13 protein-coding genes are annotated in these 12708 nt (G+C 61.6%); all 13 read left to right on the forward strand.

Annotated elements, in window-relative coordinates:
- The first annotated feature begins 2 nt into the window (after positions 1 to 2).
- Positions 3 to 743, forward strand: a complete 741-nt coding sequence (cpaB, locus tag ACTJK0_RS00320) for a Flp pilus assembly protein CpaB (RefSeq protein WP_440743848.1) — start codon at positions 3 to 5, stop codon at positions 741 to 743.
- Positions 740 to 1936 (forward strand): AAA family ATPase, encoded by a 1197-nt coding sequence (locus tag ACTJK0_RS00325; protein WP_440743849.1) that lies wholly within the window; start codon positions 740 to 742, stop codon positions 1934 to 1936. Before cpaB (ACTJK0_RS00320) ends, ACTJK0_RS00325 begins: the two co-directional genes overlap by 4 nt.
- Complete coding sequence (locus ACTJK0_RS00330) at positions 1933 to 3369, forward strand: CpaF family protein (RefSeq protein WP_440743850.1); 1437 nt, start codon at positions 1933 to 1935, stop codon at positions 3367 to 3369. Before ACTJK0_RS00325 ends, ACTJK0_RS00330 begins: the two co-directional genes overlap by 4 nt.
- 179 nt (positions 3370 to 3548) lie before the next feature.
- Positions 3549 to 4313: a type II secretion system F family protein gene (locus ACTJK0_RS00335; RefSeq protein WP_440743851.1), complete on the forward strand. Its 765-nt coding sequence runs from the start codon at positions 3549 to 3551 to the stop codon at positions 4311 to 4313.
- Positions 4314 to 4322: 9 nt separating this feature from the next.
- Entirely contained in the window at positions 4323 to 5231 is a 909-nt protein-coding gene (locus ACTJK0_RS00340; RefSeq protein ID WP_110541302.1) for a type II secretion system F family protein, read from the forward strand.
- 277 nt (positions 5232 to 5508) lie between these two features.
- The gene (locus tag ACTJK0_RS00345; protein ID WP_440743852.1) at positions 5509 to 5736 is read left to right on the forward strand and encodes a Flp family type IVb pilin; all 228 of its coding nucleotides are present in this window, start codon (positions 5509 to 5511) and stop codon (positions 5734 to 5736) included.
- A gap of 841 nt (positions 5737 to 6577) precedes the next feature.
- Positions 6578 to 6802, forward strand: a complete 225-nt coding sequence (locus ACTJK0_RS00350) for a Flp family type IVb pilin (protein WP_440743853.1) — start codon at positions 6578 to 6580, stop codon at positions 6800 to 6802.
- Between the two features lie 83 nt (positions 6803 to 6885).
- Positions 6886 to 7275, forward strand: a complete 390-nt coding sequence (locus tag ACTJK0_RS00355; RefSeq protein ID WP_440743854.1) for a TadE/TadG family type IV pilus assembly protein — start codon at positions 6886 to 6888, stop codon at positions 7273 to 7275.
- Positions 7263 to 8294: a pilus assembly protein TadG-related protein gene (locus ACTJK0_RS00360; protein ID WP_440743855.1), complete on the forward strand. Its 1032-nt coding sequence runs from the start codon at positions 7263 to 7265 to the stop codon at positions 8292 to 8294. Before ACTJK0_RS00355 ends, ACTJK0_RS00360 begins: the two co-directional genes overlap by 13 nt.
- A 38-nt stretch (positions 8295 to 8332) precedes the next feature.
- Positions 8333 to 9082: a Flp pilus assembly protein CpaB gene (gene cpaB / locus ACTJK0_RS00365; protein WP_440743856.1), complete on the forward strand. Its 750-nt coding sequence runs from the start codon at positions 8333 to 8335 to the stop codon at positions 9080 to 9082.
- Positions 9079 to 10275 carry an AAA family ATPase gene (locus tag ACTJK0_RS00370; protein ID WP_440743857.1) on the forward strand — a complete coding sequence of 399 codons (1197 nt, stop codon included), beginning with the start codon at positions 9079 to 9081 and terminating at the stop codon, positions 10273 to 10275. Before cpaB (ACTJK0_RS00365) ends, ACTJK0_RS00370 begins: the two co-directional genes overlap by 4 nt.
- The gene (locus ACTJK0_RS00375) at positions 10275 to 11774 is read left to right on the forward strand and encodes a CpaF family protein (RefSeq protein ID WP_440743858.1); all 1500 of its coding nucleotides are present in this window, start codon (positions 10275 to 10277) and stop codon (positions 11772 to 11774) included. Before ACTJK0_RS00370 ends, ACTJK0_RS00375 begins: the two co-directional genes overlap by 1 nt.
- Positions 11771 to 12703, forward strand: coding sequence for a type II secretion system F family protein (locus ACTJK0_RS00380; protein ID WP_440743859.1), 933 nt, complete (start codon positions 11771 to 11773; stop codon positions 12701 to 12703). The genes ACTJK0_RS00375 and ACTJK0_RS00380 overlap by 4 nt, the downstream gene beginning before the upstream one ends.
- Positions 12704 to 12708: the final 5 nt, after the last annotated feature.

Raw genomic sequence — 12708 nt, forward strand, 5'->3', positions numbered from 1 at the left:
AATTGAAAACTCGCCTTCTGGGAGGCATCGTTGCGCTCGTGCTCGCAGTAGTCGGCACGTTGCTTCTCATCTCATACGTTCAAGGCTCTGAAGCAAGGGCCCAAGCAGACCTTCAACCCATCGACGTTCTGGTGGTAGAAAAGCAGATCCCACAGGGTTCAACCCTGGACCAGGTCAAGTCAGCAGTAAAGCTCACCTCTCTTCCGTCAGCTTCAGTGCCCAATGGAGCCCTGAAAAGCCTCGATGGTCTCGATGGGAAAGTAACCTCCGCCGACCTGGTTCCAGGCGAACCACTTCTCGGAGTCCGCCTCGTGGACCCGACAAGTCTTGCAGCCCCGGGCTCCGTTCCGGTGCCTGCCGGCATGCAGGAGATTTCGGTTCAGCTCGACGCACAGCGGGTAGTCGGTGGACGGATCGCGGCGGGCGACACCGTGGGTGTCGTTGCCCTATTCGCTGGAGATGGCCCCGATGGCGCAACCGCACAGCAGATCTTCCACAAGGTTTTGGTCACGAGCGTCCAGCGCGCAGTCACCCAAAACTCCGGGGGCAACCAGGCGTCCAGCGAACAGGCAAACACGCAACTGCCAACGGGCCAGTTGCTGGTGACCTTCGCCCGTGGCGACGCCGACGCCCAGAAGATCGCCTTCGCCGCAGAGTTCGGAAAGCTCTGGCTCACGAAGGAGCCGGCGTCAGCTACGGAAAGCGCTCCGAGCATCATCAAGAAAGTGGAGCTGATCAAATGAGCAGGTTCGTGTTGATCACCCAGGACAGCAGCTTCACCCAGCGGACCAAGCAGGCTGCGAACAGCCTGCATGGTGCCTTGCAGACTCTTCAGGCCGACTACCTCCCTCCCAGCCCGGAAGACATCCTTCGTGCAATCAATGGGGATCCGGCGGAAGTCATTCTCCTTGGGCCCGGGCTTCCAACAGATGACGCGATCCGGCTCGCCAGTCTATTCGACCTCCAGTTTCCGGAGATCAGCGTAGTTCTAGTGACCGACGGCGGGTCCGAAGTGGCCCTGCCTGCCATGCGCGCCGGCATCCGTGACCTGCTCAACCCCAACGCACCAGTTGATGACATACGGGCAATGCTGGAACGGGCCAGCCTGGCATCTGCCGGACGCCGGCGGGGACTGGGAGCGTCGGTAGCCGAGGGACCCACTGGGACACGCATCATCGCTGTGATGTCCCCCAAGGGCGGGGTCGGCAAGACGACTGTGACGACCAACCTGGCGGTGGGCTTGGGCAAAGTTGCGCCGAGCAGCGTCGTGGTTGTGGACCTGGACCTCCAGTTCGGAGACGTCGCGTCAGGCCTCATGCTGGAACCTGAGCGCACCTTGGCTGATGCCGTCACCGGAGCTGCAGTCCAAGACAGCATGGTTTTGAAGTCCTACCTCACGCTCCACCAGTCCGGGGTCTACGCTCTCTGTGCACCACTAAACCCGGCCCAGGCGGACCAAATCAGCGGAGAGCAGGTAGGGCACCTCATCTCCCAGCTCGCCACCGAGTTCCAGTATGTCGTGGTCGACACGGCACCGGGCCTTGGCGAACACGTCCTTGCCACGTTAGATCGTGCAACGGACGCAGTGTGGGTATGCGGCATGGACATTCCCAGTATCAGGGGCCTGCGGACTGGTTTCCGCATCCTGGACGAATTGAACCTGGTGCCTGAAAACCGGCATGTTGTGCTCAATTTTGCAGACCGCAGAAGCGGTCTGACGGTTCAGGACGTGGAAGCAACTATCGGGTGCCCCGTGGACATAGTCCTGCCACGCTCGCGGGCCGTTCCCTTTTCCACCAATAAGGGCGTGCCGCTCCTACAGGACGGCAGCCGGGACAGCGCAGCCCGTGGCCTGGCCCAGTTGGTGGACCGTCTCAGGCCAGATTGGAAGGAAAAACAACACAAGAAACTTCACAGAAGGGCGGTAGTGCAATGAGTCTGGCACGAAGGCTGGAGGCGGCCCGGGGGAACAACGAAGCAAACGACGGTGCCGTCGTAAGCGCCCCGGCAGCCCCATGGAATCCCGCCGCCGCTTCCACATCCGGTGGCGTCGCCTCACCGAGCTATGCGAGCGAGCCCAACGAGGCACTTAGCGCCGTCAAGGAACGTGCCGGAGTTGCACTTTATGAGCGCATGGGCAGCCGGATCACGGACTCTTCGATAGACGACGCCGAGCTTCAGCAGTACGTCAAGGATGAGCTGAAGAAGATCATCGAGGAAGAGGACATCCCGCTGACGCTCACCGAGCGAAACCGGCTTGTCCAGGAAATTATTGACGATGTGCTGGGGCTCGGTCCGATTGAAAAGTTTCTCAAGGACGGCGAGATCACGGAGATTATGGTCAACGGGCCCGACAAGATTTATGTGGAACGGCAGGGAAAGCTCGGAATCACGGGCTCCCGGTTCAACGACGAGGATCATCTGCGAAAAGTCATAGAGCGGATCGTCACAAAGGTCGGTCGGCGCATCGACGAGTCTTCACCTCTCGTGGATGCGCGCCTGAGCGATGGATCCCGTGTCAACGCCATCATCCCGCCCCTGGCGGTCAGTGGCTCCTCCCTCACCATCCGCAAATTCGGACAGGTGCCACTGACGGTCAATAACCTGATTTCCTTGGGCTCCATGTCTCCGGAGATCGCCGAACTCCTCCACGCCTGTGTCCGGGCCCGGCTGAACATCATCGTTTCGGGCGGCACCGGTACGGGCAAGACGACCATGCTCAACGTACTGTCGTCCTTCCTTCCTGCCGACGAACGCATCGTCACCATCGAAGACGCGGTGGAACTCCAACTGCAGCAGGAACATGTGGTTCGACTGGAAAGCCGCCCGCAGAACATCGAGGGCAAAGGTGAGATCACCATCCGTGATCTCGTTCGTAACTCCCTGCGCATGCGGCCTGATCGGATTGTCATTGGTGAAGTCCGTGGAGGGGAATCGCTGGACATGCTGCAGGCGATGAACACCGGCCATGATGGCTCGATATCAACCGTCCATGCGAACTCACCCCGTGATGCTATTTCCCGGCTCGAAACATTGGTCCTCATGGCAGGCATGGACCTTCCGCTTCGTGCCATCCGCGAGCAGATCGCCTCCGCGGTGAACCTGATCGTCCACATTTCCAGGCTTCGTGATGGTTCCCGGCGCATAACGCACGTTACCGAAGTCCAGGGTATGGAAGGCGACATCGTGACACTGCAGGACGCCTTCGTGTTCGACTACAGCGCCGGCGTGGACGCCAACGGGAAGTTTCTCGGCAGAACGGTACCAACCGGGGTACGTCCCCGTTTCGTGGATCACTTTGCTGAACTCGGCATTCCGCTTTCTCCGGCAGTATTTGGTACCACACCAGTAGGAGGTGTCTTCCGGTGACGGTCACGAACCCGGTGTTCCTGGCACTCGGAGTTGCACTGTGCTTGTCAGCTGCGGCCGTCCTCTTCCTCGTTACATTCAAAAGCAGACGGGATGAGATCGCTCTCTCCCGTAGAAGGCCGGGAGTAGCCAACGGGCCCACTTTGCTTACGCGGGCAGCCGAGTCAGCTACTGCGTTCTTGGAAAAGAACGTCAGCAAGAATGCAACTTTCGGAAGCCGTGCATCCTTGGAGCAGGCAGGCGCGAAGATTCGCCAGGCAGACTTCCTGTTGCTGGTTTCCTGCAGCGCTGTCACCGCCGGCTTTATTGGATTCATTTTGTGGGGGCTCGTCGCCGCGTTTCTCTTCGTGGTGGCAACACCCTTTGTTGCCATGCTGATCCTGAATGTGCTTTCTTCGCGGCGCCGTTCAAAGTTCGAAGCACAACTGGGTGACACCCTGCAAATGCTCTCAGGCGGCCTCCGCGCGGGGCACAGCCTTCTCCGTTCCGTGGACGCAGTGTCAAAGGAGGCGGAGGCACCCACCTCAGAGGAGTTCGCAAGGCTGGTGAACGAGAACCGGCTTGGGCGGGACCTGAAGGACTCAATGCTGGATGCTGCCCGCCGTATGAGAAGTGAAGACTTCGAGTGGGTAGGCCAGGCAATCGAAATTCACCGCGAAGTTGGTGGAGACCTTGCGGAAGTCCTGGACCAGGTGGGGGAAACCATCCGGGAACGCAGCCAGATCAAAGGCCAGGTCAAGGCTCTCAGTGCAGAGGGAAGACTGTCCGCCTACATACTCGTGGCCCTGCCCATCGGAATGTTCCTCTATATGTCGGTTGTCAACACGGCGTACATCGCAACCCTTTACACCAGCTTGATCGGATGGATCATGCTCGGAGTGGCTGTACTCATCCTGGTGGTGGGGTCGTTCTGGCTCAGCCGCGTCGTGAAGATCAAGTTCTAGGAGGAAGATATGACAGCAATGGCTTGGCTGATAATCGGCCTGATTGTGTTTCCCGTTTCCTTTATGGCTTGGTCCTTCCTCTCCGTGGATAGAAGGGGATTCGCAGCAGTTCGGAGCAATCTGGGCCGGGGCATCCGCCTTATAGAGACCGGGGTGCCGGGAACGGGCATGGCGGCCACTGCGGACGCCAAACCCTCAGTCCCGCTGGGACTGAGGGTCACGCCGAAGGGTTACGTCGCATGGCTGGATAAGCTGCTTGCCAGGGCTGGCCGGCCCGCACAGCTGCCCTTGCCGCGGCTGTTGATTGCAAAGCCGGCGTTGGCGCTCCTCGTCGCGGTGCTAGGGATCCTTATCATCAGCAAGGATCCCACACCAGCTGCTTGCCTGTTCGTAGCGCTGGCGGCCATCCTCGCCTACTTCGTTCCCGACATCCTGGTTCACGGCAGGGGCGCCGAACGCCAGAAAGCAATCGAACTCGAACTGCCAAACACACTCGACCAGATGCTGATCTCCGTTGAGGCCGGCCTGGGTTTCGAGATCGCCATGGCGCGGGCGGGCCAGAACGGCAAGGGTCCCCTGGCCTTTGAGCTCATGAGAACCCTCCAGGACATGCAGGTTGGCAGGAGCCGACGGGACGCTTACCTCGCTTTGGCTTCACGGACAGATGTGCCGGATCTGCGGGCCTTTGTACGGGCCGTTGTCCAGGCGGACATCTATGGAATTGCAATCGCGAACGTACTCCGGACACAAGCGAAGCAAATGCGCATCAAGCGGCGGCAAAGGGCCGAGGAGAAGGCCATGAAACTGCCAATCAAGGTTCTCTTCCCACTGATGTTCTGCATCCTCCCAGCCCTGTTCATAGTCATCATGGGTCCTGCGGTTATCAATGTCATGAAGAACTTCGTAGGCGCTTTCTGACTCTCCCGCAGTCATTCCTTCAGGCCCGCCCAACGCGGCGGCGCCCCAAAGACCGGACCCCCTCGGAACCCAGAACCGAGGGGGTCCATTTTTGCGCCCCTACTGGCGGAAACCCACTAAAGACACAGGAGAAACGCAGTAAAAGCTCAGGGTCAGGGCATCCGGTAAAGCCTTTGCGCAGGATGTTGCAAGATCCGGTCGATCTCGGATCAAGCGTTGGTAACTTCATCGGAGCGCTGGTGCAGGGCCAGCCAATCCGTCTCGCTCAGGAGTCAAAATGCTTTCTCTCTACACCAACCTTTCGGTTCGCCTTCGCAGCGAAAAGGGCGCCACCGCCGTCGAATACGGCATCATGGTCGCACTCATCGCCGTCGTCATCATCGCCGCCGTCACCCTCCTTGGCGGTCAGCTCAATGGCATGTTCCAAAGCGTTGGCTGCCAGATCAAAGGCGGCACCTGGACCGCTGCAACATCCGCTGCAGCGGGCAGTTGCTCCGTGAGCTAATTAAAGAAACTTAGCGTTCCCGGTTTCCTGCCATTCCTAACCGGTATCAGCCCTCACTGGCGCTTGTGGTGCACGACCTGTGTCCACGAGTTGCTGATGAGGGCATTTATCGTGCAGGAAACCAAGGTCAAAACGTCCTGCTTCTAATCCTGTGCGGCCCTGCCTACGTGTTTGCTGCCTCACTTCGACTAGAAGCACTTCGCATCCAAACACGAATAATAAGTCTTCATCGCTCTCATGAGACGCCGAGAGCAGCCCGATGTATCCTGACGGGCGGCAGCGCCTACACCTTCGCCGCTGCCGAGAAGGTCTCACCCCTTCGGCCCCCAGCGCATCGGTCGGGCCGGCGCCCTATACGAATCAGCTCAGATTCAGCCTTGCCACAAAGATTCTCCTCGTTGTGTTCCCTTCACTGCACGGGCAGGCACCTCGAGTAGCTAAACGTGTTGAGGTGCGAGTAAAGGTGCTTTCCCCGTGCGCACCCGGGTCTAGGCGCGGCGGATCCTCCCTATCCGCGTCCGGTGCGACTTCAACAGGTAATGGCCCAACTTTGCTGGATCCCCACACCCGGCATATGAGTGCCGCCGTATCACAGGCTCAGGTAAAAGCGCTGAGTCACCGGTTGGGTTCTAAATCGCCGGAAGACAGATAAAAAGCCGGACAGGAAGCCCCCTTTCCCACAGTCAGCACAGAACAGACCCAGCAAAAACGCAGGAAAAGGCCACCCGGGAAAGCCTTTACGCAGGATGTTGCAAGATCCGGTCAATCTCGTATCAAGCGTTGGTAACTTCGTTGGAGCGCTGGTGCAGGGCCAGCCAATCCGTCTCGCTCAGGAGTCAAAATGCTTTCTCTCTACACCAACCTTTCGGTTCGCCTTCGCAGCGAAAAGGGCGCCACGGCCGTCGAATACGGCATCATGGTCGCACTCATCGCCGTCGTCATCATCGTCGCCGTCACCACCCTTGGTGGTCAGCTGAACACAATGTTCCAGACCGTTGGCTGCCAGATCAAGGGCGGCACCTGGACCGCTGCAACATCCGCTGCAGCCGGCAGCTGCTCCAAGTAGTCCCGACTTTCTGGCCAACGCGTGGCGGCGGGAATACAACCGCCGCCACTGCCATGATCGGTCCCCCAGCGAAAGGCGAAGTAATGTCAAGGGCATCCGAACGCGGCGCTGCTGCTGTCGAATTCGCGATCGTGGTGCCCGTGCTCGTTACGTTGCTCCTTGGCATCATGGAGTTTAGCCGCGCCTACAACGCCCAGGCTTCCCTCTCCGCGGCGGCGCGGGAGGGCGTCCGTGTGATGGCCATCTCGAATGATCCCACGGCGGCCAGGTCCGCTGCCGAGAACACCGGGGTGTCTCTCCAGCCCGGATTAGTGGACAGCAACATTGCCTTCAAAAACCTTGATACAGGTACGGCGACTTGCGCGAGTGGTAACCGCATGACGGTCACCATCACCTACACCCTATCCACTATGACCGGTATCGCCGGACCTTTCACTATGACCGGCCAAGGAGCAATGCTGTGCGGCGGCTGATGCTGGCTAATGGAAATCACCAGGACGAAAGGGGCGCTGTAAGCGTCATTGTCGCGATGCTGTTGGTAGTTCTATTGGGCTTCGGCGCCATGGCTGTCGATGTAGCAATGATGTATGCAGAACGCACTCAGCTTCGAAATGGGGCCGACGCCGCCGCGCTGGCAATCGCTCAAAAGTGCGCCAATAGCCTGACAGACTCGGACTGCTCGGCCACGTCCTCGTTGGCTGCGAATCTGGCGAACAACAACGCTAATGACAGCCTGAGCAACCTAAAGTCTGTGGCCCTGGATACACCCAATCGTAAAGTGACCGTCTCGGTCGCATCCCAGGAAGCAGGCCACACGCCAAATCAGGTGTCTCTCTTGTTCGCACGCGTCCTGGGACTGAACACCGCGGAGGTCAACGCCCCCGCCACGGTCCAGTGGGGCAGCCCAAGCAAGGGGCTTGCCGCCTTTCCCATCACAGTTTCCATTTGCCAGGTACGTGGACAGACTGGCGTACTGCAATTGCTTCAGCTACACGGAACCGGTGCCAACCCAAGCTGCAATTATGGTCCTTCCGGCGCTGCGGTTGAAGGCGGCTTTGGAGGACTAAAGCAGGATCCCTCTGCTTGCGGAGCCACCATCGACATCTCGAAGAGCACCGCCGGCGGCGACACTGGAAACAATCCTCCGCCTTACTGCGACACGCTCTTGAATTCGTGGGCGTCCGATATGACGGCTGGCAAAGACGTCATAGTTTTGATTCCCGTCTTCAATGCCGTGACCGGTACCGGAACCAATGCCGTTTTCGGCCTCACCACCTTTGCCGCCTTCAAGGTATCCGGTTGGAAGTTCGGCCCGACGGGCCTCCCATACACATTCCACAACAGAACGCCCGACGTGCCTGCCTCGGTACAGTGCCGTGAACCGTGCCGCGGAATTATCGGCACTTTCGTCAAGTACGTATCCCTGGCCAGCGGCTACGCCTTGGGTCCGGTAAACCCGGATGGCGCCACCATCGTGGCACTCGCAAGTTAGATGGCAACACGCCTTAGTGAAACAAACAGGAGCAGTCAGTGAAGTCTCGTATGTTGGCCGGTGTATCAGCAGTGGTGCTGGCCATCATCGGAGCGGTTCTCATCGTCAGTTACGCCCAAGGCGCCGATCAGCGGGCCATGAAGGACTTGGATCCCACCGGCGTACTGGTGGTGACTAAGGCCGTTCCGGCAGGTTCGTCCCTCGACGTTGTGCAGGCCTCAGTGACGGTACAGCAGGTCCCGGCTACCGCTGTCTCCAAGACAGCCCTCAAAAACCTCGATGACGCAGCTGGAAAAGTCGCGGCCGTAGACCTGGTCCCCGGCGAGCAGCTCCTCGCCGAACGCCTTGTCGCCCCTCAGGACGCCAACACCGGCGGAGCAGCGAAGGTGCCCGCCGGCCTGCAGGAAATCACCTTTGAACTGGAGGCCAAACGAGTGGTTGGGGGCCGCATCGAGGCCGGTGATCATGTCGGCATCGGATTCAGCTTCGGAGCTGGTGCGGACAAGAGTAAACCAGGCGAAGGAACAACCCAACTTACCCTCCGCAAGGTCCTGGTCACCGCAGTCCAGAGGGCACCGCAGCCGATGGCCAAGCCCACGGACGGGACAAACCCGCAGGACACCACCCTCCCCCAGGGATCCTTCATGGTGACAGTGGCCGTGAACGACATCGACGCCACCAAGATCATCTATTCCTCAAACAACGGCGACCTCTGGCTCACCAAGGAGCCCCTCGACGCCCAGGACAACGGCGGCTTCATCGCCAGGAAGGACACGGTGTACAAGTGAGCCGCTTCGTCCTCCTCTCCCCCAACGCCGAGTTCGACCAGAAACTCCGCGCCGCCGTCGCCCACGGCCTGCGCGGCACGGTGCAGACCATCTCAAGCGACATGCTCCCCGCCGGCCCGGCGGAACTCTTCGCCCTCCTCAACCAGGAACAGCCGGAGGTCCTCATCATCGGCCCGGACGTTCCCTACGAAGAGGCATTGCGGTTCGCCAAGGTCTTCGACGTCCAGCTTCCAGGCCTCAGCCTGGTCCTGGTCAGCGACGTGCAGCCGGAGTTCCTGCTCCAGGCCATGCGCGCCGGCATCCGGGACATCCTCAGCCCGCAGGCGGACGCCGCCGAAATCAGGGTGCTGCTGGAGCGCGCCTGCCAGTCCTTCGCCACCAGGCACCGCGGCCCCGAATCACAACAGGCGGAAGCAAACAGCAAGGGCCTGGTCATCGGCGTCTTCTCCCCCAAGGGCGGCGTCGGCAAAACCACCCTGGCCACCAACATCGCCATCGGCCTGGGCCAGATCGCCCCCATGAGCGTGGTCATCGTGGACCTCGACCTCCAGTTCGGCGACGTCGCCTCGGGCCTGTACCTCAACCCCGAACACACCGTCACGGACGCCGTCACCCCCGCCGCCGCCCAGGACTCCCTGGTCCTCAAGGCCTTCCTCACCGTCCACCCGGCCGGCATCTACGCCCTCTGCGCGCCGCCCAACCCGGTGGACGCCGACAACATCACCCCGGACCAGGTCAGCCGGCTGCTCGAACAGCTCGCCCAGGAGTTCCAGTACGTCGTGATCGACACCGCCCCCGGTATGCCCGAAATCGGCCTCGCCGCCATGGAGCAGTGCACGGACGTGGTGTGGGTCAGCGCCATGGACATCCCCAGCCTCCGCGGCCTCCGCTCCGGCCTGGAAGTCCTCCGCCAACTGGAAATCATGCCCGAATCCCGCCACGTGGTCCTGAACATGGCCGATGCCAAGGCAGGCCTCAACGTGCAGGACGTCGAATCGACCATCGGTGCACCGGTGGACGTCAGCGTCCCCCGCTCCCGCGCCGTGGCCCTGTCCACGAACCGCGGCATCCCTGTCCTGCAGGAATCGAAGAAAGACCCCGCCGTCAAGAGCCTCCGCCAACTGGTGGAGCGCTTCAACCCGGCCTGGCGCACGCAAACACAGCGGAAGCTTCACCGAAGGGTGGTCATCTGATGAAACTCTCCGAACGCATCAACGCGGTCCAGGACCGCAACCAGGCAGCCGGCACGGGGACTGCGCTGCTGGAACCGCCCCGTCCCGCGGTTCCGGCGGCCACCACGGAAAGTGCGGAGCGGCACCTTCCCACGCACGCCGCCGTCGTGCATTCAATGCACGACGCCGGCACAGCGCAGGTGCCCAGCTCACCAAGGGTGGACGTCTTCGCAGCCATGAAGGACAGGGCGGCCACCGCACTTTTCGAGCGGATGGGCACCCGCTTCAATGACGCTGCGGTCAGCGAAAAGGAACTGCGCAGCACCGCCAAGGAGGAACTCACCCGCATCATCGACGCCGAACAGGTGCCGCTGACCCCGGAGGAGCGCACCCGCCTGGTCCGCGACGTTGCCGACGATGTGCTGGGCTATGGCCCCCTCCAGCGCCTGCTGGACGATCCCGCCGTCACCGAAATCATGGTCAACCGGATGGACCAGATCTACGTCGAACGCAAAGGCAAGCTCACGCTCACCGAGTCACGCTTCAGCTCGGAGGAACACCTGCGGAAAGTCATCGAGCGGATTGTATCCAAGGTGGGCCGCCGCATCGACGAGTCCTCTCCCCTGGTGGACGCCCGCCTGGAGGACGGCTCGCGCGTCAACGCCGTCATCCCGCCGCTGGCCGTGGGCGGTTCCTCCCTGACCATCCGTAAATTCAGCAAGACACCGCTGACGGTCCGCAACCTCATCGACTTCGGAACCCTGACGCCCGAAATGGCCGAACTGCTAAACGCCTGCGTCAAGGCAAAGCTGAACATCATCGTTTCCGGCGGTACCGGCACGGGCAAGACCACGCTCCTGAACGTCCTGTCCTCGTTCCTTCCGCACGATGAACGCATCGTCACCATCGAGGACGCCGTGGAACTGCAGATCCAGCAGGAACACGTGGTCCGGCTGGAAAGCCGCCCGCCCAACACCGAAGGCAAGGGCGAGGTCACCATCCGCGAACTCCTCCGCAACTCCCTCCGCATGCGCCCGGACCGCATCGTGGTGGGTGAGGTCCGCGGCGGCGAATCCCTGGACATGCTGCAGGCCATGAACACCGGCCACGACGGCTCCCTCTCCACGGTGCACTCCAACTCGCCCCGCGACGCGGTGGCCCGCCTGGAAACCCTGGTGCTCATGGCCGGCATGGACCTGCCGCTGCGCGCCATCCGTGAACAAATTGCCTCGGCCGTGAACCTCATTGTCCAGATCTCCAGGCTCCGCGACGGCTCCCGCCGCATCACCCATGTCACCGAGGTCCAGGGCATGGAAGGCGACATCGTCACCCTCCAGGACGCCTTTGTCTTCGACTACTCCGCGGGCGTCGACGGCCAGGGCCGGTTCCTGGGCAGGCCGGTGGCCACGGGCATCCGGCCACGGTTCATCGACCGGTTCGAGGACCTGGGCATCCATGTGTCCCCGGCCGTATTCGCCGGGCCGCTCTCTTCGGGCGCGAAGCAGGGACCACACTCATGATCATCGCCATCGGAAGCGTCATCCTGCTGGCGGCCATCTGCCTGCTCGGCGTGGCCGTGCTCCTGCCCAGCGCCCCCTCGGTGCCGCTGGACCGCCGTCGTCCGTTTGAACCCGAGCCGCCGTCCTCCATCTCCCGCCTGGCAACGTCCGGCGTCCGGTCCTTCGAGCGGCTGCTCGCCGGGCGGAACGTCAAACTCTTCAACCGGGCTGAGCTGGAGAACGCGGGCCTGCGCCTCAGCCAGGCGGAGTTCTTCTTGCTGGTGGGAATTGGCGCGTGCGTGGGCATGCTGGTGGGCCTGGTGACCGTCGGTCTTCTGGTCGGGCTGCTCCTCGCCCTGCTGGCACCGTTCGTGGGCAAACTCGTCCTCGGGTTCCTGGCCGGCAGGCGGCGTGGCGCCTTCGACAGCCAGCTCGGCGACACCCTTCAGCTGCTCTCCGGCGGCCTGAGGGCCGGGCACAGCATCCTGCGTGCCATCGACGCCGCGGCCACCGAATCCCAAAAACCGACGTCGGAGGAGATGCGCCGCGTGATCACCGAGACCAGCCTGGGCCGTGACCTGCTGGCTGCCCTGAACGACACCGCCGACCGGATGAAGAACGAGGACTTCGTCTGGATCTCCCAGGCCATCCAGATCAACCGGGAGGTGGGCGGCAACCTGGCGGAGGTGCTGGACCAGGTGAACGAGACCATCCGCGAGCGCGCCGAAATCAAGGGCCACATCAAGGCCCTGGCGGCGGAAGGAAAGTTCTCGGCGTACATCCTGATTGCCATGCCGTTCGGCATCGTGGCCATGCTGCTTACCGTGAGCCCCAGCTACATGAACTCCATGTTCACCCACCCCCTGGGCTGGGTGATGATCGGGGCCTCGTTTGTCCTGATGACCATCGGTGCGCTGTGGATGCGCAAGATCATCGACCTGAAGTTCTGAGGTCC

This window comes from Paenarthrobacter sp. 22069, assembly GCF_052046035.1.
Taxonomy (GTDB): Bacteria; Actinomycetota; Actinomycetes; order Actinomycetales; family Micrococcaceae; genus Arthrobacter.

Excerpts from the sequence above, each read along its gene's own strand:
- ACTJK0_RS00325 (WP_440743849.1), top strand. The coding sequence starts at position 740 with ATGAGCAGGTTCGTGTTGATCACCCAGGACAGCAGCTTCACCCAGCGG.
- ACTJK0_RS00330 (WP_440743850.1), top strand. The coding sequence starts at position 1,933 with ATGAGTCTGGCACGAAGGCTGGAGGCGGCCCGGGGGAACAACGAAGCA.
- ACTJK0_RS00340 (WP_110541302.1), top strand. The coding sequence starts at position 4,323 with ATGACAGCAATGGCTTGGCTGATAATCGGCCTGATTGTGTTTCCCGTT.
- ACTJK0_RS00345 (WP_440743852.1), top strand. The coding sequence starts at position 5,509 with ATGCTTTCTCTCTACACCAACCTTTCGGTTCGCCTTCGCAGCGAAAAG.
- ACTJK0_RS00350 (WP_440743853.1), top strand. The coding sequence starts at position 6,578 with ATGCTTTCTCTCTACACCAACCTTTCGGTTCGCCTTCGCAGCGAAAAG.
- ACTJK0_RS00355 (WP_440743854.1), top strand. The coding sequence starts at position 6,886 with ATGTCAAGGGCATCCGAACGCGGCGCTGCTGCTGTCGAATTCGCGATC.
- ACTJK0_RS00375 (WP_440743858.1), top strand. The coding sequence starts at position 10,275 with ATGAAACTCTCCGAACGCATCAACGCGGTCCAGGACCGCAACCAGGCA.
- ACTJK0_RS00380 (WP_440743859.1), top strand. The coding sequence starts at position 11,771 with ATGATCATCGCCATCGGAAGCGTCATCCTGCTGGCGGCCATCTGCCTG.